Here is a 21,683-nt window from a genome sequence, read left to right on the forward strand (position 1 = left end):
CGCCGCTCGTTCGAACGTGTCTTCGACAGTACCGTCGACCACCGACGCCGGGAGCGGGGCGCGCCAGGCCGGGGGAGAGGTCGCGTGGAAGCCGTCTGTGGAGGACCGTCGTCGCGGAGGGGCGGAGGCGGAGGATCGCGCCACGGAAGACGACTCCCGAGCGCCGCTCCGTCGGCGTCGGACGTCTGCGGGAGACTGGGGGACATGCCCTCGACAGTGCACGTCCTCAAGTCCGGCCGCCCGCTCGGAGTCAGCTGGTCCGGCCCCGAGGGCGCCGAGCGGGTCGTCGTCCTGGCGCATCCCGCTCCCGGCTCCTCGGACCTCGACCCCGACCCGGAGGCGACCGCGCGCCACGGGGTGCGCCTGCTCTCGTTCGACCGCCCGGGCTACGGCGCCTCCTCCCTTCTGACCGACCTCGACCCCGCCGGAGCGGGCGTCGGAGCCAGCCCCGAGCAGGCCGCCGCCGACATCGCGGAGTACCTCGCGACCGTCGGCATCGCCTCCGTCAGCGTCGCCGGCTGGTCGGCGGGAGGCCGCGTGGCCCTCGCGCTCGCCGCGAACTACCCCGGCCTCGTGGAGCGCGTCGCCGTGATCGGCACGCCCGCTCCCGACGAAGCCGTGCCGTGGGTCGGCGACGAGAACCGTGCCGAGCTCGCGCGCCTGGCCGAGCTTCCGCTCGACGAGGCCGTCCGCTCGCTCACCCGCACGCTCGAGGGCGCCTTCGGCCCGGCCCCCGCCCCGGACGCCCTGCTCGGGATGCTCGGCTCCGGCGACGCCGACACGGCGGTGCTCGAGACCCCCGGAGTCCGCGAGCGCCTCTCGCGCATGCTCGAGCGCGCCGCCGCCCAGGGCGCCCTCGGCATGGCCGCCGACCTCATCGGCTACGGCGTGCAGGAGTGGGGCTTCGCCGTCGAGTCCGCCGAGCCGCCCGCGCTCCTCCTCTACGGCGCCGAGGACGCGGTCGCCGGCCGCCGCCACGCCGAGTGGTACGCCGCACGGCTGCCCGACTCCCGCCTCGAGGTCGTGCCCGGCCGCGGCCACCTGCTCGCGATCCCGGAGTGGGACCGCGTGCTCGGCTTCCTCCTCCCCGCCTGACGGCGGCCCGTCCGCTCGATTGGCGCGACTTCCGGCCGTCGCGTACACTCGACCCCGGTACCGTGTCCGAGCGGCCGAAGGAGCATGTCTCGAAAACATGTGTGGGCTTGCGTCCACCGTGGGTTCAAATCCCACCGGTACCGCCAACGAGAAGGCCCCCCGCTTCCACGGAAGCAGGGGGCCTTCGTCGTTCCCGGCGTCGTGCGGCGGTCGCGACGTGCGGGTCAGCCGGTGTGGAGCAGCCAGGAGCGGCCGGCGCGCAGGGCCCGGTACAGGCGCCTGATCGCGTGGTCGGCCTCGGCCGAGCCGACGTCCGAGAAGGAGCCCGCCCCGCCCCAGAGCCCGAGCGCGTCGGCGGCCGCCGCCCGGACGTCTCGGCGGGTCGTCGCTCCGGCGAACAGCTCGTCGAGCCGGTCCGCGACGCGGGCCCGCGCGCCGTCCTGCTGCGACCGTGCGACGTCGCGCACCTCGGCGACGGCCGCCGTGATCTCGGCGAGCACAGCGGGGATCGTGCGGTCCATCCTCCTGAGCCTAGGAGCGGGAGCGCGAGCGCTGCGAGGCGGCGTGGGTCAGGAGCGTCGCCACGACTCCGACGAGCACGCCCAGCGCGGTCTCGAGCGCCCGGTCGCGCAGCAGCACGAGCTCGTCGACGGGATGCGCGAGCTCGACCATGAGGATCGCGAGCGGAGTGACGAAGGCGAGGGTCAGGCCGTAGTTGCGGCCGACGACGAGCTCGGCGGTCATCTGGAGGAGCACCACCACCACGATCACGGCGAGCGGGGAGAGCGGCAGGGCCAGGAGCGCGGCCGCGATCAGCACTCCGACGATCGTGCCCAGCATCCGGTGTCCCGCGCGCACGAGCCGGGCGCCGGCGTCCGCTCCTGAGACGGCTGCGACGGCGGAGACCATCGCCCAGTAGGGGTGGCCCAGGCCCGTCGCGGTCGAGACGGTGCCCGCCACCAGGACGACGGTCCCGAAGCGGAGCAGGGCGGCGCGCGTCGCCGGACGGGCCGCCGCCGCGCGGAACGAGGTGCGCCACGGCGTCGGGGCGAGGCGGCGTGCGCGGGGGAGCGCGACACCGCTCAGGCCGACGACGAGCGAGAAGGCGGCGGAGCCCGCGGCGAGAGCGACGGCGAGCGGGATCCGCGAGGGCTCGGACGGGACGGACGCGCACGCCGTGACGGCGAACACCGGGAACAGCGGGCCGGGCGGATGCCAGTGCAGGGCGTCGCTGAGATAGGCGGCCGCGACGGTCACGGCGACCACGACGGGGATGATCAGCCAGTCGCGGTGAGGAGAGAGGGAGACGACGGTGCCGAGGGTCACGGTGGTGACGAGGAACGCGGCTGCCGACAGCTGCATCAGCAGGCGCGGCCGGTGCGTGTGCTGGCGTCCGTAGAGGGCCGTGAAGGCGCCGAAGGTCGCATAGAGGGCGAGATCGGTGCGGCCGAGCGCCCAGAGGACGAGCAGCGGGACGGCGATCGAGACGCCGGCGCGCAGGGCGACGCGATGGGCGCCGGCGTGCGGGCCGAAGGCGAGGAGCTCGCGGGGGTGGGGCAGAACGGGGGTGGCGGCCATCGGGTCCTCTGATCGGGGTCCGAGCGGCGGCGGCCGGAGAAGTGTTTCACGGGTGAAGCAGATATACTTTACGCGTGAATGACTCTGAAAGCCAGCCGGATGACGCGGTCGACGAGATCAGGGCGGGCTGGGCAGTGCTGCGGCCCGAGCTCGACACCTCCGCCGTCGACGTCGTCGGGCGGGTGATCCGCGCCTCCGCGCTGATCGTGCGGGCGACGGAGGAGCTGCTCGCCGCCCACGGGCTGACCCGCGGCGAGTTCGACGTGCTCTCCACGCTGCGTCGCGCCGGCGCTCCGCAGTCGCCGACGACCCTCCGGACGATCGCCCTCGCCTCCGCTCCCGCGATCACCAAGCGCGTGCACTCGCTGGAGCGGCGGGGCCTGGTGCGGCGCGCCGCGAACCCGGCGGACGGGCGCGGCTCGCTCATCACGCTGACTCGCGAGGGGGAGGAGCTGGTCGACCGGGCCTTCCCCGAGGTGCTCGACGCCGAGCGGGCGCTGCTCTCGGGGGTGCCCGCCCATCTGCGGGCGGAGGCGTCGCGCTCGCTCCGCGCGGTGCTCGCGAGCGTCGAGGCGGCCGCGAGCCGGTGATGCGCGCGGAGACCGCGAGGCGGCGGGCGCTCGCTACCGTGGTCCCATGCGCCTGACCTCGAGCTTCACCGTGCCGACGCGGCCGCCGGTGCTGCAGCTGGTCAAGACGGCGGCGGCCACGGTCGTCACCTGGCTCCTCGCCGGCGTCGTCTTCCCGGGGACGCTGCCCGTCTTCGGCGCGATCGCCGCGCTCCTCGTCGTCGCGCCGAGCATCAACCAGTCGTTCTCCAAGGCACTCGAGCGCTCGGTCGGCGTCATCATCGGCGTGATCGTCGGATCCGTGATCGGCACGGTGCTCGGCGGCGAGAGCATCATCGTGCTCCTCGCGATCGTGGCCGCGATCGCCGTCGGGTGGGCCGTGCGCCTGACCCCCGCCTCCGCGGTGCAGATCCCGATCAGCGCGATGCTCGTGCTCTCGGTGGGCGCGGTCACGCCGAACTACGCGCTCGACCGCATCCTCGAGACCCTGCTGGGCGCGGCCGTGGGAGTCGTCATCAACGTGCTCATCGTCCCTCCGGTCGTGCTGGCGCCGGCCGAGCGGGCGATCGGAGACCTCACCGCTCAGCTCGCCGCTGCCCTCGACGACCTCGGCGACGCCCTCCAGGCCCCCGTCCCGCGACGTCGGCTCGACGAGCTGCTCATCAACGCCCGGCTGCTGCAGACCATGCAGAGCAAGGCGGAGGAGGCGATCGCGACCGGCGAGGAGTCCCTCCGCCTCAACCCGCGCCGCTCCGCCCACCGGGACCGGCTGCTGGCCCTCGACTCCGTCGTCCCGCGGCTGGGGCGCATCGTGACCCGGGTCCGCGGCATGACCCGGACCGTGCACGACCTCTACGACGACGAGCTCGTCGGGGAGCCGACGATCGCCGACATCGCCGTCCAGCTGCACCGGGCCGCCCACGATCTGCGGCTCCTCGTGCAGTCCTCGGTCGACGTTCCCGAGCCGGAGGCGATCACGGACGAGCTGCCCGCTCTCACCGCGCCGCTCGTGATCGCGACTCCGCATCCGCAGCACTGGATCCTGCTGGGGGCGCTCGCCGAGGACCTGCGGCGCATCCGCGAGGAGATCGTCGGCGCGGAGTCCTGACGGGCGGTCGCCGAGTGGCGTCGGCGGGAGGGCTGCTCTTGCTGCGCTCGGCGTCTCACGCCGCGCGACGTGCGGGTCGTGGTGGCCTGCGGTGGTCAGCCGTCCTGCTCGCCGTCCTTCCTCGGTCCGCCGCCCTCGACGAGCTCGCCGTCGCCCGGGTCCGGAGCGACCTGGTGCAGTGCCTCGGGATCGCTCGCCTCGGCGTGGAGGGTCTTGCCCTCGGCGATGAGGGAGTCGTCGTCCACGAGGATCCCGGCCAGCTCGGTGATGCGTCCCCGGAGAGCGCCGATCGGGTCCTCGGTGGGCGCGTCCTCCTCGGAGTGGTCGACCTCCGAGTCGGGGTAGCGGCGGAGGGCGGCCTCGTCCCGGTCGGGCTGCGGCGCCCGCGCGTGCTCGACGCAGAGGCGGGCGACCTCCTCCGCGTGCGCGTGCATCACGGAGTGGGAGGCGTCGGGGATCTCCCAGGCCCGCGCGTGCGGCATCGACCGGGCGATCTCCTCCGCCCACTCGCGCGGCACGAGCCGGTCGAACTCGCCGCGGATGACGAGGGCGGACGCGCGGATCCGGGGGACGGTCTCCTCGATCCGGTAGTGCATCATCTCGGGCAGCACACGGGAGAACCAGCGCGGTCCGCAGAGGAGGTAGGCGCCCGCGGCGAGGATCGCGACCTTGAGCGGCTCGCGGACGCTCGACTGGGCGAAGCGGAGCGCGGCGGTCGGGAGGCGGCGCTCGTGCCGGTTCATCACTGGTCCGAGCAGGACGATGGTGGTCAGCTCCGGACGGCGCGCGGCGAGCTCGGCCACCACCTGCGTCCCCATCGAGTGGCCGAGGACGACGGGATCGTCGAGGCCGAGCTCGTCGATGACGGCGCCGACCAGCTCGGCGTAGTCGCCGATGTCCATGCGCCGCGCGTCGATCGGGTGCGGTACGCCGCCGAACCCCGGCAGATCGAGGGCGTGCACCGGACCGAACTCGTTGAGTGCGGGCGCGAGGCGCTCGAAGTAGGTGGCCGCGACTCCGATCCCCGGCACGAGGACGAACGTGCGCTCGCCGTCGCGCCCCACCGTGCTCACCCGCGCCCAGACGTCGCGGTGGTGCACGCGCTGGACCGAGACGTCGGTGCTGCGGGTGCGGCGGTGAGGATCCCGCCCCCGGGAGCGCGTGGTCGCGAAGACGTCGCGGACTCCGCGCCGCAGAGTCGTGGCGAGAGTGGGGAGGAGGTCGCTCGGGCGGAGCACGGGGCCTCCTTCGATCGGGGGAGTCGGTCGCTGCGAGCCTAGGCGCTCGCCGCCGGGCTCAGATCAGCATGTCGTCCGACCTGTGGAGGATCAGGCGGGCCGGACCGGTGTGGAGGACGCCGTTGGTCAGGGGGGCGGTCCGGACGCCGCCGCGCCTCCGCATCGCCCGGAACGCCCCGGGGGCGAGCACGACGTCCATCCAGGCGCAGGGGTTCGCCGGTCGTCCGCCTTGGAACTCGATCCGCTCCCCGCCCTGCTCGATCGCGAACGTGCGGCCGGCGAGGGCATCGACGTCGGCGCCGCGGACGATGATGTTGCGGCGGGCGTCGGCGGGGTCGAAGGGCCCTGCGCCGAGCTCGGCTGCGATGTGCTCGAGGGTCTCGACCGCGAAGAGCGTGATCGCCGCGGGGCGGTGCGCGCGCTGGGCGAAGAAGCGGTCGCCGACGATGCCGAGGCCTGCGCGGATCTCGATCCGCTCGGGCTGCTCGTTCCCCTCGGACGGCACCGGGCCATCGGCGGGGCGGCCCTCGTAGCGGTGCAGCGGAGAGACGACGAAGCCCACGAGCTCGATCGCGGCGGCCTCCATGAGACCACGGTACGCCGTGAGGGGGAGCAGCGGTGTCCGCCGGTCGGAGGCTCTGCGAGGCGCTCCGGGACACCGCGACGGAGCCTGGGTTCTGGTGGCTGCGGCGGCGTCCCGAGAGGGAGCCGTCTGCACCGCCGCCGCCGATTCGCGGAGGGGGCTCCCGGCATGTATAGTCGTACCTCGTTGCGTGCGCCTCTGGCCCACGCGATGGACTGCGCCCGTAGCTCAACGGATAGAGCATCTGACTACGGATCAGAAGGTTGGGGGTTCGAATCCCTCCGGGCGCACTCTGGTTGAGACAGAGCCGAACGGCCCGCTTCGGCGGGCCGTTCTCGTTTTAACGGTCGCTCGTTCCGGTGGCTGTCGGCGTCGGTCTCCCGGAGAGCGCAGGGCGACGGAACGGCCGGTCCTCCGCCTCGCAGGACGCCTCTTCGCGCCGTCGACGGCGCCGACCGTCTTCCGCCCGCATCCGCGATCAGTCCGCGCCCGTGCTCGCGATCACTCCTCGCAGGCTCTGCGATCACCCGTCGCGAGCACGCCGCTCGGCTCTTCTCGCGCGCCGTTTCCTCCTCCACAGCGCCCATCTCGCGCCGTTCTCCACGGATGCAGCCGTACCGGCCGCGGTGACGTCGAACCGAGCAATACTCTCCTTCCGTGGGGCTGAACGGTCGCCGCCGACGCAGTGCGCTCGGTCGGCAGAGGAGAGGACATCGGATGAGTCGAACGGAACAGTCGGGGCTGGACGAGCGCGGACGACCCCGAGCGCGGACGGCGCGAGCGCTGGTCGGCACGACGGCGGGCTGCGTGCTCGTGAGCGGGCTGCTGGGCGGAGGCCTCGCGCCGCCGCCCGCCCTCGCCGCCGACGGTCCTCACACGACGATCGAGAACACCCTCCTGCAGGGAGGCGCGACGAACGCCGGCGTGACGACCGTCTCGGCCTGGGTCCAGAAGGGCGAGACGCTCCGGGTGGACCTCCACCCGCTCCAGGCGGGCTCGGGGACCGGCGAGGGCGAGACCGGCGGCGGTACCGCCCGGGTGACGGCTCCGGGCGGAGCCGTCCTCGACGAGCAGGACTTCGCGCCCGGAGCGGCGCCCTCGGTGTCCGCCGGCGGCTCGTTCGTGGCAAACGAGACCGGCGTCTTCCAGATCCGGGTGTCCGACGACGACGTGACGGCGCCGGTGAACCTCGTCTGGAGCATCGGCGTCCAGGACGCGCGGGGCGCGGCGGTCGCGGGCCGGGTGTGGTCCGACTCCTATGCGATCCAGTCCGGGGCGAAGGAGTCCTACTCCTCGCCCGAGGAGCGGCGCTCCTCCTTCACGCTCCACGCCGTCACGGAGACGGGCGCCCGCTACGAGCTGGGGCTGCGCGGCTACGACGGAGTCGCCTCGACGGTCCAGGCCACGAACAAGGGCAATGTGAAGGTCGGGTCGTCCGATCCGTCCTACCTCTCGGTCCCCATGCCGCAGTCGAGCGAGGCGGGCGGGATCGGGGCTCAGTACGTGCAGGCGTCCGGACGCTCCGGGATCGACGGCCTGCAGACCTACAAGCTCTTCCTGGACCCGCCGTCGTCCGACCTGCCGGAGTCGATCGCTCCGGCCTACCGCGCGCCGACGATCGAGGGCCTCGCCTTCCGCCGGTCGACCGCGGGCTCCGACGCGGGCACGCTGACCGGCGTCCTGGGGACGCAGCCGGGCACCGTCGTCGTGGACGTCGATGCGGACGGGGACGGCTCCTACGACGGCGAGCGCGACGTGCACCTCACCCGGATCGCGGGGACGACCGGTCCCTTCTCGGTCGACTGGGACGGACGGGACGCGAAGGGCGGGACGGTCGACGTGACCGACCCCGACGTCACCTTCCGCGCCTCCATCGGCCGCACGAACGAGTTCCACTTCACGCGGGTCGACGCCGAGACGTCCGCCGGCGGCGTGTCCGTCGTGAGGTCGACCGGCGGCGGCGATGACCCGTCGATGGTCCACTGGGACGACTCGCTCCTCGCCGGATCGAACTCGGAGCGGTACTCCGGCACCTCCGCGGTGACGTCCGGCGACGGCGGCACCGACTCGTCCGGCGGGGTGCACCGCTGGGAGGGCGACGACTCCGGGCGAGGCCGCATCCCCAACGCCAACGACTCGGTGCACGGCTCCTACGGTGACCTGCGGGCGATCGATGACTGGGCCTACGGCTCGGACGGTGCGGTCGCGGTCGCACGCCTCGATCCGCTCGCGCCGCACGTGACCATCGCGAAGACCTCGTCGGTCGACTCCGCCACTCCGCTGCTCCGCGGCGCCCGCGTGCCCTACCGGGTGACGCTGACCTCGGACGGGACCGGGGACTACTCCGACGCCGCCGTCATCGACTACCTCGACAAGGGCGTGCTCGACGACGCCGAGCTCGACTCCGGCTCCCTCCGCGCCTCGCAGGGCACGGCCACGATCGATGCGGAGACGGGCCGCATCTCCTGGGCGGCCGGCAGCCTGCCGGTCGGGGCGACGGCCGAGCTGACCTTCGACGTGATCGTGACCGGCGAGGGGGACCGCGCGCTGACGAACACGGCCTGCCTCGCCGATGCGCCCTTCGCTCCCGCCTCGTCCGGCACGGGGACCGACGCGAACCCCTGCGCCACCGTCCCGCACGACATCGGCGAGGGGTCGCTCCTGATCCGGAAGACCGCGTCCCAGGCGAGCGCCGAGCACGGCGGCACGGCGGGCTTCGACATCGTCGTGGAGAACACCGGAACGGTCGACGCGACGGACGTGACCGTGACCGACGTCCCGACGCTCGACCACCTGCTCGAGGCGACCATCGAGAACGGCGCCGGAGGAACGCAGCCGGCCACGGAGCCCGTCACGGGTCTCGACATCCCCGCCGGCGGCCAGGTGTCGCTGCACGTCAGCGGCCGGGTCGCCGACGGGTACGACGCCGCGACCCTGCCCAACCGCGTCTCGATCACCCACCAGCCCGAGGGCTTCGACCCGCCGACGGTCGAGAACGCCTGCGCTGACGAAGCGACGTCGTCCTGCGCCGAGATCCCGGTGCCGCCCGTCGAGGGAAGGCTCTCCATCGAGAAGACGGCGATCGGGAATCAGGTCGACCACGGCGGGCGTGCCGGGTTCCGGATCGTGGTCGCCAACGAGGGGGCTCGGCCGGCGGACGGGGTGACCCTCACCGACATCCCCGAGCTCGCGCACCTGAGCGACGTCACGATCTCCCGGGACGGCGGCCCGGCGTCGTCCGACCTGACTGTCGAGAACCTGTCTCTGGCCCCGGGAGCGTCGACGACGTTCACCGTGACCGGACGGGTCGCCGACGGCGTGGACGCGTGGACCATCCCCAACCGGGCACGCCTGACCGAGGTCCCAGAGGGCTTCGATCCGACGACCGTCCTGCACCCGTGCGCGGACGACGGCGGAGCCAGCTGCGCCCAGGTGGCGGTGCCTCCGGTCGGACTCGTGCCGACGGTGCTCGCCTCGACGGGAGCGGCGGCCGGGCCCCTCGCGGCCGGAGCCGGCGCTCTGCTCCTGGCCGGCGGCGCCCTGACGGCGCTGCGCCGTCGCTCGACCCGCACCTCGTGAACCGGAGCCCGGGCCGCTGCAGCGCGGCTCGGGCTTCCGGACCCTCTCCTCGAAAGGCACTACTGCATGACCGAGCACGGCCTCCCGTACCGCATCACCGAGCGCTTCCCTCTCCCCGATGGACGCGTCGGTGTCAGCACCTGGTGGTCCGCCGACCCGGAGCAGCTGGAGCAGCAGCTCCGCACGCGCTCCGGGCATCCGCATCCCGAGAGGGAGCCGGTCCGGAGACTGCACCTCGCGACCGCGACGATCGTGCTGATCGAGGAGCGGACCGCGGGAGGCTTCCGCCCGCTCGACCCCCACCTCCGGGCCCGCACCGATCCGCGCTGGCGCCGGGCTCTCCTCCGGTCGCGCAGGTCGGCCCGGCTCCGGCAGATCATCGGCCCGCGGGACCTGCCGAGGACGGATCCGCCGGTCGAGGTGTCACGGCACGTCGATGCGACACGTCGAGTGTGAAGGAGGCGGGCGGAGAGCTCGGCACCTGATGCGCGGTGAGGGTCTCCCCGCAAGGACGCCGTCGGGTCAGGCGGCTTCCTCGAGGTCGTCCTCGACTGCGACGGGCGCGTCGACCGGGGCGCACGGGGGAGCCGACTCGGCCGGGGGCGCCGAGGCCGCGATGCGCGAGCGCTCGAGCCCGGCGAGGAGCACGGCGAAGGCCTCCTCGAGCTCGGCGGTGTCGCGGAGCAGGACGCGCTCACCGCTCGTCGGATCGAGGCGGACCGTCCGATAGGCCGGGCGGGGGAGGTCGGAGACCAGGGTGATGATGCCGAGGACGCCGCCGCTGCGGCGGGCGCGCGCGGTCCAGCGGTTGGCGTGGGTGCGGAGAAGGATCATGACCGGGGCCGTCCTCGGTGACGTGGTGCAGGAGCGGGGGAGGGGGGTGTCGCTGGCGGTGCGGGGATCCTCTCGAAGCTTGCTGCACGAAGGGCCACCGCTTCCTGTGCTTGACAGCAGAGCCGAGCAGCGGTCACCGGCGCCGGGCGGCCGCCGCGGCCTGCAGGGCCCGCAGGAACTCGGGGACGACCGGGTTCCCGGTGTCTCGGGCGAGCACACCGATCTCACGGCTCGCGACCGGATCGTCGATCGGGATCTCGCGGACGTCGTCGTCGACCGAGGACGGGCTCGGCGGCAGGATCGTGAGTCCGAGGCCGGCTGCCGCGAGTCCTCGGGCGGCGCGGTAGTCGCCGACCTCGAACGCCGGCACGGGGTCGCGGCCGTCCACGGCGAGCAGGCGCCGGGCCGACTCGTGGAGGCCGTAGCCGGGCGCCAGCATGATCAGGTCGAGGCCGCGGAGGTCCTCCACCGTGACCGAGCGCCGCGAGGCCAGCGGATGACGGGGGTCCACGACCGCGAGGAGAGGCTCCGAGTAGAGGGTCGTCGTGGTGGTGCCGGGGAGATCGGGCGGATCCGCGACGATCGCCAGCTCGGACTCGCCTTCCGCCACGGCCCGCAGGCAGAGGGCGCGGGAGCCGTGACGGAGCCCGAAGCCGACCTGCGGCCAGCGGCGGCGGAACCGGCGGATCACATCCGGCACGAAGCTCTCCCCGAGGAGCGTCTGGAAGGCGAGGTCGATCCGGCCGTGCTCCACGTCGCCCGCCTGTCGCACCTCCGCGAGCCCGGCGCGGATCACCGACATACCGTCCTGAGCGGCCTCGGCGAGACGGGTCCCCGCCTCCGTCAGCACCACTCCGCGGCCCTCCCGGCGGACCAGGGGAGTGCCGACCAGGGCGGACAGCCGGGCGAGCGACCGGCTCGCGGTCGGCTGCGGGATCCCGAGCTCGGCGGCCGCCGCCGTGACGCTCCCGGTCTGGGCGACCGCGACGAGCAGGGGCAGGAGGCGGAGGGTCGCGGGCCAATCGTCGGACACGCCACCACCCTAGATCCGGACATGACCAGAACGCATGAACAGTACGAGAAAGGGCATTAGTCATGCACCCGCAGGCGGTCTACCGTCGGAATCATGAGTACCGCCGCACGCCTCCGACCGATGCGCGCAGCGGCGCCCTTCTCGCCGCGGCGGCTGACCATCGCCCTCCTCGCCGCCGGAGTCGCGACCTTCGCCGAGCTCTACGCCGTGCAGAGCGTCCTCCCGCAGCTCGCGCGGGAGTGGGCCCTCGCCCCGTCCGACGCCGCGCTCACCGTCTCGGCCGCGACCCTCGGGCTGGCGCTCTCGGTGCTGCCGTGGGCCTCGGTGGCCGAGCGCATCGGACGGCTCGAATCCATGCGGATCGCGGTCCTCACGTCGGTGGTCCTGGCGCTGCTCGCCTGCGTCGCCCCGACCTTCGAGCTCCTCCTCGTCCTGCGCTTCCTCGGGGGAGCGGCACTGGGTGCCGTCCCGGCGCTCGCCGTCGCGGCGATCCACGACCGGGTCGGAGGCGCCGGAGCGACGGCCGCCGCGACGGCGTACGTCTCCGGGACCACGATCGGCGGTGCCGCCGGACGCCTGCTCGCCGGACCGCTCGCGGCGGCGCTCGGATGGCGCGGAGCCCTGCTCGTCGTGACGGCCGTCTGCGCAGCGGCGGCGATCGTCTTCGCCGTGCTCGCGCCCCGGGGCGGCGGCACGCGCGAGACTGCTCCCGGCGGCTGGCGAGCGAAGACGGCGCAGGTGCTCCGCGATCCGATGCTCGTCGCGATCGCGCTGCAGACGTTCCTCGCGGTCGGCGTGTTCGTCGCGGTCTACAACTACCTGGCGTTCCGGCTCGAGGCGCCGCCGTTCGCGCTGGCGCCCGCGCTCGTCTCCCTCCTCTTCGCCGCCTACCTCGCGGGAACCGTCTCCTCCCGGCTCGCGGGGAGATGGGGTCCGCGGATCGGTCCCCGCCTCGTCATGCGGATCGGCGTCGCCCTGATGATCGTCGGACTGCTGGTGATGCTCGCCGAGAACGTCGCCGTGGTGATCGCGGGACTCCTCGTCTTCACGGCCGGCTTCTTCGCCCTGCACGCGACCGGCGCCGCCTGGACGGGAGCGCGCGCGGCTCCGACACTCCGCGGGCACGCCGGCGCGGTCTACACGATCGCCTTCTACGCGGGCTCGGCCGCCGGCGGCTGGCTCCTCGGCCTGGCCGTCGGATCCGGTGGCTGGCCGGCGCTGACGGCGGTGACGATCGGCCTGCTGCTGGTCGGAGCGGGGATCGTCAGCCTCCCGTCGCGCACCACCGCGGCCGGGCGCTGAACCCCCGCCTCCGCCGACCGCACCCCGAGCTCCGCCCGGCACCTCCCCGCAGCGGGCGAGGTGCGACATGATGGCCCGACTGCACGAAGCGGGGGACGGCATGGCGCGGAGCACCGGAGCGGACGGCTCCCCACGCGAGAGCGGTGGGACGGACGAGGGCGGCACCGACCCGCGCTACCACGCGGGCTTCCAGCGCGGCTACGACGGACGCGGCGCCGAGCGGCGCGGCAGCGGCGAGGAGCGCCTCCGCTCCCCGTTCCTGTCGGGCGGGGCCGCGGGCACCGGGCGCTCGGCCGGCCGGAGAGGCGGCCGGTCCGCTCCCGAGCACGAGGACGTGCGATCGGTCGGCGGCCCGACGGGCTCCCGAGCCTCCGGCCGACGGACGGCTCCGGAGCGCGAGAGATCGGCGGTGCGGGCCGTCCCGACACCCGCGGAGCCGACCGCGCCGCGACCCGCGGAGCCGACAGTCCCACTCCCGACCGAGTCGACCGTCCCGCTCCCCGCCGAACCCGACTCCGCTCCCGGCGACGCGGCACCCGACTCCGGTGACCGTCACGACGCGACCGGCGCCGACCCCCGCCCCGCCGTCCCCACGCGCCGCATCGCCGGAGCCCTGGCGGTCGTCGGCGCCGTGAGCGTCCTCGTCGGACTCCTCGCCCTCTGGAACAGCTCCCACAGCTGGTACGACTACTCGCCGTCGCAGAGCGCCTTCGGGCCCGAGCAGTACCTCCGCGTGCTCAGCGACAACGCGATCGGACCGTTCCTCACCGTCGGCCTGATCGCCCTCGGCCTGGCGGTCGTGGTCCCGCTGCTGAGGGCTCCCCGCCGATGACGCGGGTCCGCCTGCTCTGGGCCACCGCGATCGCGGTCACCGTCGTCCTCTGGGCCGCAGTGCTCGCGCTCCCGGTCGTGGTCCTCCTGCTGCCGAACCAGTACCAGGGCGACTCGATCACGGTCCCGCCGGAGCTCTACGTGCGGCAGGCGCTCGCGATGGTCGCGCCGCCGCTCCAGACCGCCGCCCTGGTGATGCTGGGGGCGCTGATCGTCGTCGCAGTCGCGCGGCGCCCGCCGGCGAAGGCCCGTACGACGGAGGCGGCGAGCGGCTGGGACGACGCCGTCCTCCTCGACCCGGACGGCCGCGAGCAGCGCGGGACAGGCCCCGCAGGCCACTGAGCATCCGCTGCTCGATCGGAATCCGCCTCCCGCGAGCACCCGCTCCTCCCCGGTCGGAAGCCGCTCCTCCGGACGCACCCGCCCCTCACGCCGGCAGCAGCTGGAACCGCTCCCGCGCCGCTCCGCCGGCGACGAGGTCCGCGAGCAGCTCGCCCAGGACCGGGCCGAACTTGAAGCCGTGCCCCGAGAACCCGGTCGCCAGAGTCACGCGGCCCACGCGGTCGAGCACGAAGTCCTCGTCGGGCGTGCTGTCGTAGAGGCAGCTGATCGGAGCGGCGCTCGCCGCGTCCACGCCCGGGATCCACTCCGCGACGTAGCCGACGAGGCGGGCGAGCGCTCCGGGCTCGGGCTCGAAGGTGCGCTCGTCCGGATCGACGACGACTCCGGTGCTGTGTTCGCCCACCTTCACCCCGACTCCGGGCGTTGCGAGCCCGTAGACGACGGGCAGGCCGGCGCGGTGGTGGGCGAAGCTCGGCCACGAGTCGAGGGGGAGCTCCGTCGCGAAGTGCGCGGGCTGCTCCTGCGTGACGCGCAGCGGAGGGAGGCGTCGGCCGGCCGCGCGGACGAGGCCGTCCACGAGCGGAGGCGTCCAGGATCCGCCGGCCACGACGACCGCGTCGGCGTCGAGGGCGCCGTCGGTGGTCAGCACGCGCACGTCGTCGGCGCGCTCCTCGATGCCCAGCACGCGCGTCCGCGTCCGGAGGACGGCGCCGCGTCCGAGGGCGGAGTCGAGCATCGCGTCGATCGCGGCCGCCGCGTCGAGGCGTCCGCCCTCGGGGTGCAGCAGGACGTCGGTCTCGAAGCGGAGTCCCGGCCAGCGCCGCTGCGCCTCGTCCGCCCCGATCCGCACCACGGTGATCCCGTCGCGCAGGAGGACAGCCTCGACGGCGGCCAGGACGGCGGGGTCGCCGTGGTCGATCGCGCCGACCGGGTGCAGCAGGCGGCGGCCGGTCTCGGCCTCCAGCCGTGCCCAGGCGCGCCCGGCCCGTCCGGTGAGGGCGCGGTAGTCGTCCTCGAGGTAGCCGCGGCGGAAGATGCGCGTCTCGCCGTGGGACGAGCCGCGGTCGTGGCCCCGCTCGAACTGCTCGACGAGCACCACGCGATCGCCGCGCTCGGTGAGGGCGCGGGCTGTCGCCGCTCCGACCAGGCCGGCTCCGACGACGACGACCTCTCGGGTCACGGGGTCTCCCCGGAGCCGCGGCGCACGCCGAGCAGGACGACCAGGCGGAGGAACCCGACGAGTCCCATGCCGATCAGCGCGGCGATGAGCATCAGCACGGCGATCCCGGCCACCCAGGTCGTGTCGCCGGTCACCGACTGCGCCGCGAACTCGGTGCAGAACAGCGCCAGCCCGGCGTAGCTCAGGATGAGGACGGTGATCGTCCCGGGACGGCGGAGGCGCTGCGCAGGCGTCCGCCAGAGGGCCGGCGGCTCGAGCCAGCGGCGCAGCAGCCGGATCACGAGGGTGCCGACGAGGCCGAGGAAGCCGGCCGCGATCAGGATGATGCCCGCGCCGCCGAGCCCCGACGCCTCGACGCCGGCCAGCTCGAGGGCGATCCCGATCGCGACGCCGACGGCTCCGGCGCCCCCCGCGATCATGGCCGCCCACACTCCGAAGCCGCCGCGGAGGACGCTCTCACGCTCGGGACGTGACGGGTCGGCGTCCATCGGACGCTGCTGACGCGGACGGATCGGCGCAGGGGGAGCCGACGCCGGCGCTGCTGCCGGAGCGGCCGCGGCCTCGGACACGCCCCAGATCGGAGCGGCGTCCGGCGTCTGCGACTCGATCACGTTCTCGCGCACCGGCACGTAGCGCAGCGGCGCGTCGATCCGCACCTGCGGCCGCCCGCGCACGACGATCGTCGCCCCCAGGTCGGCCCCGCGCTCCAGCGCGACGGGTCCGAGGAGGAGCCCGACCGCCGGATCGATCCGCCACGCGTCCGACCGGGGAGCCGACCCGTACCACTCCGCCGACACGGCCCCGCCGAGATCGACCGAGATGGGCCGCCCGTCGCTGTAGCTCGTCGCCGGCACGAGCGAGCGGCCGGAGTTGCGCACCCGCGCGCCCACCCGCCACCAGTCGTCCCCGGCGTGCGTCAGCCGCACCTCGACGTCGACCAGCGACGCCGGCACCGCCCGCCGCCGTCCGATGACCACCGCGACGACCGCGAGCCCGGCGATGACCAGCCCGCCGAGCAGGCCGACCACTCCGATGAAGATCTCCATGGGAGCAGTCAAGCAGGCGCGGGTCGACGACGCGGGCGCGACGAGGTGGCCTCCGGGAGGCTCGATCCCGGCCGTCGACGCTGTCGCTCCGCGCGGCCGCCCCCTGTTCCCGACCCTCCGCCCGACCGTCGAGCCCGGAGCGGGCCACTCCGCATACTGAGGAGGCGCGTCGCGTCGACCGCATCGCGGGTCTCATCGCAGGAGGGTCGATCATGCGCCACTGGCCTACGTTCCCCGTGCGCCGGCGCCCTCGTCGACGGGCCGGTGCGATCCTCGCTCTGCTGGGAGCTGCGGCGCTCGCCGTCGCCGCCGTCGCGCTGTCGGACACGGCGGGAGGAGGCGGACCGGAGGTGGTGTCCTCCTCGGCCGGTGCTTCTGCGGCGTCGAGCAGTCCCGCTGCTCCCGCGCCGAGGAGCCTCTCAGCGGACGTCGAGCCGTCCGCTCCGGAAACGGAGCTGTCCGCTCCGGAAACGGAGCCGTCCGCTCCAGAAACGGAGCCGTCAACTCCGTCCCTCGCGACGCTGGCCGCTCTCCCCTCGGTCGAAGGCCCCGCCGCCGTCCCCTACGACCGCGACCTCTTCGGACAGGCGTGGTCGGACGTCGACCGCAACGGCTGCGACACCCGCAACGACGTCCTCGGCCGCGACCTGCTCGCCCCCGTGTTCAAGCCCGGCACCCGCGACTGCAAGGTCCTCACCGGCACCCTGATCGACCCCTACGACGGCGCCTCGGTCGCCTTCGTCTCCGGGACCGACACCTCCCGCCTCGTGCAGATCGACCACGTCGTCGCCCTCGGCTGGGCGTGGCACCACGGCGCCTGGTCGTGGACGGACGAGCAGCGCCTCGCCTTCGCGAACGATCCCGCGAACCTCGTCGCCGCCTCCGAGCAGACCAACCGCGCGAAGAGCGACGCCGGCCCGGGGGAGTGGCTGCCACAGGCCGCGGAGCTGCGCTGCGGGTACGTGGAGCAGTTCGTGGAAGTGCTCAGCGTCTACGGGCTCGGGATCGACGCGCGGGACCGGGCGGCGTCGGAGGCGGTGCTGGCGGGGTGCGGGGAGTGAGGGGCCGGTCCGGCCGTCGCGAGCGGAGCGTCGGCGACGGATGTCGGTTGCGCCGGCCAGAATGGCTGAGCCGAGAGGGGGCCCGATGACCGGGAGCGCGTACGAGGACTTCGACTACGAGGGGGAGCTGCCGATCGTCTGGAGGCGGGCTCTCCCCTGGCTCGAAGGGCACGCGACCGCCGACAGGGCGGAGCTCCGCTCCGTGCTCGCGGAGGCGGACCCCTCGGATCCGAGCGCGCGCTCGGCCGTCGTCGAGCACATCGTCGAGCACAGGTCCGCTTCGACCATGGGCGAGCTCTTCCCGTCCGTCCGGGTCCGCGGCCTGCCCGAGCGCATCGACAGCGTCCGGCTCGCCAACGTCCTCCTGAGGGAAGGACTCGTGGACTTCGAGGCACTGGCGCCGATGCGCGTCCGGGGGCTCATGGTCGTGCGCGGCATGGGCGCCCGCAGCCTCACGGATCTCCTGAGCTGGTACGTCGGAGAGGCTCTCCGGACCGGAGAGGACCGTGCGGCGCCGCTCGCCGAGCAGTCTCCGCCGTCTCGACGTTCCCGTCAGGCGGCCGAGGCCACCCCGCGCACGCGGCTCCTCGATGCGCTCCACCTCGCCTCCGCCTGGAACGAGGCGCTCGGCCTCAGCGACGAGCCGCTCCTCGCCGGTTCCCGGGACACGGCGAACGCTCCGGCCGAAGTCGTCGAGGCGTGGTCTCTGCTCGACTCGCTCACCTCTGCGGACTGGAGCGGAGGAGCGCCGGCAGCGACGCTCGCCGAGCAGCTCGGAGTCCACCTGTCGGAGCTGGACGACCGTCAGCGGGTGATCCTGCTCGAGCGGCACACAGCCGGTCGCCGCGCGACCCTCGACGTTCTCGGGGAGCGGTTCGGCGTCACTCGCGAACGGGTCCGCCAGCTCGAGGTGCGCCTGCGCGCCGCTCTGCCCCTCTGGCTCGAGCGCGATCAGGCGCTGGCCTTCCGCGCCTCCGCGGTGAGGGCCCGCATCGGAGCGCTGTCCCACCTCGACGGGCTGTCCGACGTCCCCGGACTCCTGGACGAGATCGACGACGACGGCACGTCGGCGCTCGCCGTGCTGGACGCCGTCGACGACGGTTTCGAGGGCGACGGCGCCTGGTTCGCCGCGCCCTCTCTCGGGGCCGCACGCGCCGAGACGGCCGTCCGGTTCGCCGACCTCGTCGATCCTCACGGCGGAGCGACCCACGCGGAGGTCCTCGCCTCCTTCGCCGAATGGACGTCGCTCAGCGAGAAGAGGGTCGTCGAGTGGATGGCGATGCTGGGCCACGTCCGCATCGGGGACGTCTGGACGAGTTCGCGTCGGAGGTCGATCGGCGATCTCGCAGTCGTCCTGCTGAGCAGCGAGGGCGAGCCGAGGTCCGTCGACTGGATCGAGGCCGCTTTCGAGGGCGAGCGCGAGGTCCGGTCGATCCGCAACGCCCTCGCAGCCGACGCGCGTCTGGTCCGGGTCGGCCGCGACGACTGGGCGCTCGCCGAGTGGGGCGGAGAGGCCTACACGAGCATCAAGGACGCCATCGCCGCAGAGGTGCGCCGCAACGACGGAGCGGTCGCGCTCGACGCGCTCCTGGAGGATCTACCGGAGCGGTTCTCGATCTCGGCGAACAGCATCAGGACCTACGCCGGAGGCTGGCCCTTCGTCGTCCAGGCCGGAGTGGTGCGCTTCGCGGAACGCAGAGCAGTCGTCCGGACGAAGCCGGGGATGACCAGGAACCTGTACTTCCTCGACGAGGGGCGCATCGCCTTCCGCATCGACGTCACCGGGGAGCACCTGCGGGGGAGCGGGACCATGCTCTCGTCCGGAGTCGCCCTCGCGCTCGGCGTGGCCCCCGGGGAGACCAGGCAGTGGAGCGGGGACGGGTGGGGTCTGACGATCACCTGGGCCCGCACGCAGCCGATGATGAGCACCCTCCGCGCAGGGCTCGCGACCATCGACAGCGCGGCCGGAGACAGCGTGCGGCTCGTCTTCGACGGCGAGCACGTGACCGTGGCCGGCATCGAACGGCCGGACGACCTGCTCGCCGTCATGGGCATCACCACCGCGGACTCCTCGACGATGGCCCGCGCGGTCGGCCTGCCCGAGGAGGCGAGCCGTGAGGAGCTCGAGGCCCGGCTGGAGGATCGGGGCGAGGGGGAGCTCGCGAGCGGGCTGGCTGAGGCCGGCCTGGGCTGAGGGGAGGGCGGCGGGGCGACCGCCTCAGTAGGCGTCCGCGGCGATGAGCCCGTGCTCCGCTACACGAGCCAGTGCTGCGAGAGCCCTCGTGGCCTGCCGCTCGGTCGGGGGCTTCCCCGGAGCAGTGAGGCGCTCGATCTGGGCGCGCTCGATCGGGCTGACGATACCCCGCTCGACGCCCTCGCCTAGGGCAGTCGTCCACACCGCCGACGGGACGTCGAGCACGCGCTGGACAGGATCCGCCTGAGGTGCCGGGTCCAGATCGGACTGGGGGGCCTCTGCGGCAGCATGCGCTCCTCCCACCTCGACCAGCTCGTCGACAAGGGCGGCAGGCAGGACGAACCGTCTCTTCTTGGCCGAGTCCCAGCACGCGACCTGCTTCGCCCACTGCGTCACGTTGATCTGCAGGCGGTAGGGGTCGGTAAGCACTCCGTGCATGGCATGCGCGAGGTCGAGGAGGACAGCCTCAGTGCGTGGTCCGAGCCGTTGCTCGCGCCAGACCCGCTCGAAGTCGAATCGGTAGCCGGGCATCTGTCGTCCGAGCTCGTAGGCGAACTTGGATATGGTGTAGGCGACGATGTTCGCGAGGTAGCCGGTCGAGTACCAGTCCGACTGCATGACCGCGGCGCGCAGCCGGTTGTACATGATGACCTTCGCGATGCTGTGCCGGAAGTACTCGTCGTCCACGGCGTCGGAGGCCTCTTTCCAGAGCCGGTCCGTCTCGGCGGCGAATGCCACGAAATTGCTCTGCGCACCCCTGCTGACCTCGTGGGGCTTCTGGTCCCAGGAGAAGGCGAACTTCGCCCAGTCCGTCTTCGCGATCACCTGGGCCCGGGGGAACTCGAGCTCGAACCGCTTCTGCTCCGGCGCCGAGCGCGCATTCTTCGAGTTCTCGTACTGCCCGCGGGTCCGCTCGTAGAACCAGCCGGTCGTGAACTGTGCACCGTCCTTCGCTGGTGCCTTGACTCGGAGACTGATCTGCTCGAGCTTCACGTGGTACGGGCTGTTCGAGAAGAAGTCGGCCTCGCTGACCTTGTTCTGACTGTTCGCGTAGCGGGAGACCTTCGCAACGAGTTCCTGAGCCTTGACAGGGGCAACCTTGACGAGCTTCATCTGGACGAAGACGCCGTCGAGCGACCTGTCCTTCGCCTGACGCACGAAGTGAGCGAGGGAGGACGTCGTCTGGCCTCCGTTGACGATCTGCCAGTTGTCGATCGCGGTCAGGTACGTCCCCCCGTCGCGCTGCTCGACGGTCACGTCGGAAGCGGTCGTGGTCAGGCCGTTGTTGTAGGCAAGGAACATCTCGGGCTCCTCAGCCAGCGTGGTCTGGATCCCCTTGTTCACCTTCCCCCGCGCACTCAGGAAGGTCCTCACATTCGATTCCAGCAGCTGGCTGCCGAACCGCTGGAAGGCGTCGGCGAGCACGCGGCCGGGGAGGACGGCGAGGTAGCTCTGAGCCTCCGCGCCGTTCTCCGCTCCGACCAGGCAGGGGAGGCCCTCGGGCATCCACTCCGTCAGGTCGAGCCGGATGTCATCCCGGCCGCTCTCCGAGGCGGCCAGCTCCTCGAAGCGGCGCAGATCCCAGATCGAGTAGGACGCAGGCCTGTCGAGGACGACCTCATCGTTGATCGTCGTGACCCTGGCGCTCAGAGTGGCATCGGTCACGAGGAGGAATTTGAAGCGCTGGAATCGGGCCAGATTGTCCCTCAGATACGCGGCATAGTCAGCCTCTCGGGAGCTGGGCTCGAGGTGCTCGGTGAGCCATCCGTCGAGTGCGTGCTCCAGGAAGGCGGCACCAGCGCCGAAGATCTTGTCCGACTCGGACTTCGTCAGCACGGCGCCCGTCGTCCCACGGAACGTCCCGACGATGATCACCAGCGAGTCGTCCGCGGAATCCTCTGCGGAGCCGAGGAGCTCGAGCTTCCTGCCCCGTCGCCCGATGCACCGCAACGGCTCGACCGTGGCATCGAAGACGACCTCGGCGTCCTCGAGACGCTCCACGAGCTCCTCGCCGAAAGCCTGGACTGCGAAGGAGGACGAGCCGGCGGCGCGCAGGGCGATCTGCTCGCGGAGATCTTCCTCGAATGTCATTGGTGCGTACCTCGTGTTG

Annotated in this window: 20 protein-coding genes and 2 tRNA genes; 13 read left to right on the forward strand and 9 right to left on the reverse strand. The window is 73.3% G+C overall.

Annotated features, from left to right (window positions below; all coding sequences use genetic code 11):
* Nucleotides 1-204: 204 nt before the first annotated feature.
* Both C5C30_RS05080 and C5C30_RS05085 read left to right on the forward strand, forming a co-directional pair.
* The gene (locus tag C5C30_RS05080) at nt 205-1,095 is read left to right on the forward strand and encodes an alpha/beta fold hydrolase (protein ID WP_104333293.1); all 891 of its coding nucleotides are present in this window, start codon (nt 205-207) and stop codon (nt 1,093-1,095) included.
* A gap of 56 nt (nt 1,096-1,151) precedes the next feature.
* Nucleotides 1,152-1,241 (forward strand) — tRNA-Ser (locus C5C30_RS05085).
* Between the two features lie 78 nt (nt 1,242-1,319).
* On the opposite strand, the gene C5C30_RS05090 is transcribed toward C5C30_RS05085, so the two are convergent.
* Both C5C30_RS05090 and C5C30_RS05095 read right to left on the reverse strand, forming a co-directional pair.
* Nucleotides 1,320-1,616, reverse strand: a complete 297-nt coding sequence (locus tag C5C30_RS05090) for a hypothetical protein (RefSeq protein WP_104262352.1) — start codon at nt 1,614-1,616, stop codon at nt 1,320-1,322.
* A 10-nt stretch (nt 1,617-1,626) separates the two neighbouring features.
* Nucleotides 1,627-2,673, reverse strand: coding sequence for an FUSC family protein (locus tag C5C30_RS05095; protein ID WP_104262353.1), 1,047 nt, complete (start codon nt 2,671-2,673; stop codon nt 1,627-1,629).
* Nucleotides 2,674-2,747: 74 nt separating this feature from the next.
* Between C5C30_RS05095 and C5C30_RS05100 the strand changes: the two genes are divergently transcribed.
* Both C5C30_RS05100 and C5C30_RS05105 read left to right on the forward strand, forming a co-directional pair.
* Nucleotides 2,748-3,263 carry a MarR family winged helix-turn-helix transcriptional regulator gene (locus C5C30_RS05100; RefSeq protein ID WP_104333294.1) on the forward strand — a complete coding sequence of 172 codons (516 nt, stop codon included), beginning with the start codon at nt 2,748-2,750 and terminating at the stop codon, nt 3,261-3,263.
* Between the two features lie 46 nt (nt 3,264-3,309).
* Nucleotides 3,310-4,350, forward strand: a complete 1,041-nt coding sequence (locus tag C5C30_RS05105; RefSeq protein ID WP_104225996.1) for an aromatic acid exporter family protein — start codon at nt 3,310-3,312, stop codon at nt 4,348-4,350.
* A gap of 95 nt (nt 4,351-4,445) precedes the next feature.
* Here the strand turns inward: C5C30_RS05105 and C5C30_RS05110 are convergent, their stop codons facing one another.
* Complete coding sequence (locus tag C5C30_RS05110) at nt 4,446-5,588, reverse strand: alpha/beta fold hydrolase (protein WP_104333295.1); 1,143 nt, start codon at nt 5,586-5,588, stop codon at nt 4,446-4,448.
* A 58-nt stretch (nt 5,589-5,646) separates the two neighbouring features.
* Complete coding sequence (locus tag C5C30_RS05115) at nt 5,647-6,174, reverse strand: MOSC domain-containing protein (RefSeq protein ID WP_104248232.1); 528 nt, start codon at nt 6,172-6,174, stop codon at nt 5,647-5,649.
* A gap of 214 nt (nt 6,175-6,388) precedes the next feature.
* Between C5C30_RS05115 and C5C30_RS05120 the strand changes: the two genes are divergently transcribed.
* The 3 genes from C5C30_RS05120 (at nt 6,389) to C5C30_RS05130 (ending at nt 10,206) form a co-directional block, all read left to right on the forward strand.
* Nucleotides 6,389-6,461 (forward strand) — tRNA-Arg (locus C5C30_RS05120).
* 427 nt (nt 6,462-6,888) lie between these two features.
* Nucleotides 6,889-9,750 (forward strand): DUF11 domain-containing protein, encoded by a 2,862-nt coding sequence (locus tag C5C30_RS05125; RefSeq protein WP_146081483.1) that lies wholly within the window; start codon nt 6,889-6,891, stop codon nt 9,748-9,750.
* 66 nt (nt 9,751-9,816) lie between these two features.
* On the forward strand, nt 9,817-10,206 hold the full coding sequence (locus C5C30_RS05130) for a hypothetical protein (RefSeq protein WP_104333297.1): 390 nt from the start codon (nt 9,817-9,819) through the stop codon (nt 10,204-10,206).
* 66 nt (nt 10,207-10,272) lie between these two features.
* Here C5C30_RS05130 and C5C30_RS05135 read toward each other — a convergent pair whose 3' ends face one another.
* A complete protein-coding gene (locus C5C30_RS05135; RefSeq protein ID WP_104333298.1) occupies nt 10,273-10,584 on the reverse strand; it encodes a hypothetical protein in 312 nt (103 codons plus the stop codon).
* 133 nt (nt 10,585-10,717) lie between these two features.
* On the reverse strand, nt 10,718-11,617 hold the full coding sequence (locus C5C30_RS05140) for a LysR family transcriptional regulator (protein WP_104333299.1): 900 nt from the start codon (nt 11,615-11,617) through the stop codon (nt 10,718-10,720).
* A 93-nt stretch (nt 11,618-11,710) separates the two neighbouring features.
* Here C5C30_RS05140 and C5C30_RS05145 point away from each other — a divergent pair, with 93 nt between their 5' ends.
* The 3 genes from C5C30_RS05145 (at nt 11,711) to C5C30_RS05155 (ending at nt 14,092) form a co-directional block, all read left to right on the forward strand.
* Nucleotides 11,711-12,919: an MFS transporter gene (locus tag C5C30_RS05145; RefSeq protein ID WP_104333300.1), complete on the forward strand. Its 1,209-nt coding sequence runs from the start codon at nt 11,711-11,713 to the stop codon at nt 12,917-12,919.
* A 67-nt stretch (nt 12,920-12,986) separates the two neighbouring features.
* Nucleotides 12,987-13,751, forward strand: coding sequence for a hypothetical protein (locus C5C30_RS05150; protein WP_146081484.1), 765 nt, complete (start codon nt 12,987-12,989; stop codon nt 13,749-13,751).
* Nucleotides 13,748-14,092, forward strand: a complete 345-nt coding sequence (locus C5C30_RS05155) for a hypothetical protein (protein ID WP_104333302.1) — start codon at nt 13,748-13,750, stop codon at nt 14,090-14,092. The genes C5C30_RS05150 and C5C30_RS05155 overlap by 4 nt, the downstream gene beginning before the upstream one ends.
* A gap of 85 nt (nt 14,093-14,177) precedes the next feature.
* Here C5C30_RS05155 and C5C30_RS05160 read toward each other — a convergent pair whose 3' ends face one another.
* Together C5C30_RS05160 and C5C30_RS05165 are read right to left on the reverse strand one after the other, a co-directional pair.
* The gene (locus C5C30_RS05160) at nt 14,178-15,272 is read right to left on the reverse strand and encodes an FAD-dependent oxidoreductase (RefSeq protein WP_104333303.1); all 1,095 of its coding nucleotides are present in this window, start codon (nt 15,270-15,272) and stop codon (nt 14,178-14,180) included.
* Nucleotides 15,269-16,318 (reverse strand): hypothetical protein, encoded by a 1,050-nt coding sequence (locus C5C30_RS05165; RefSeq protein ID WP_104333304.1) that lies wholly within the window; start codon nt 16,316-16,318, stop codon nt 15,269-15,271. The genes C5C30_RS05160 and C5C30_RS05165 overlap by 4 nt, the downstream gene beginning before the upstream one ends.
* Between C5C30_RS05165 and C5C30_RS17570 the strand changes: the two genes are divergently transcribed.
* The 3 genes from C5C30_RS17570 to C5C30_RS05175 all read left to right on the forward strand — a co-directional run bounded on the left by C5C30_RS17570 (nt 16,317) and on the right by C5C30_RS05175 (nt 19,573).
* On the forward strand, nt 16,317-16,478 hold the full coding sequence (locus C5C30_RS17570) for a hypothetical protein (RefSeq protein ID WP_181131457.1): 162 nt from the start codon (nt 16,317-16,319) through the stop codon (nt 16,476-16,478). The genes C5C30_RS05165 and C5C30_RS17570 overlap by 2 nt on opposite strands.
* A gap of 52 nt (nt 16,479-16,530) precedes the next feature.
* Nucleotides 16,531-17,379: an HNH endonuclease family protein gene (locus tag C5C30_RS05170; RefSeq protein WP_104333305.1), complete on the forward strand. Its 849-nt coding sequence runs from the start codon at nt 16,531-16,533 to the stop codon at nt 17,377-17,379.
* Nucleotides 17,380-17,464: 85 nt separating this feature from the next.
* Nucleotides 17,465-19,573, forward strand: a complete 2,109-nt coding sequence (locus C5C30_RS05175; protein WP_181131459.1) for a sigma factor-like helix-turn-helix DNA-binding protein — start codon at nt 17,465-17,467, stop codon at nt 19,571-19,573.
* Nucleotides 19,574-19,597: 24 nt separating this feature from the next.
* On the opposite strand, the gene C5C30_RS05180 is transcribed toward C5C30_RS05175, so the two are convergent.
* Nucleotides 19,598-21,664 (reverse strand): AIPR family protein, encoded by a 2,067-nt coding sequence (locus C5C30_RS05180; RefSeq protein WP_104333307.1) that lies wholly within the window; start codon nt 21,662-21,664, stop codon nt 19,598-19,600.
* Nucleotides 21,665-21,683: the final 19 nt, after the last annotated feature.

The organism is Rathayibacter sp. AY2B5, from assembly GCF_002931645.1.
Taxonomy (GTDB): Bacteria; Actinomycetota; Actinomycetes; order Actinomycetales; family Microbacteriaceae; genus Rathayibacter.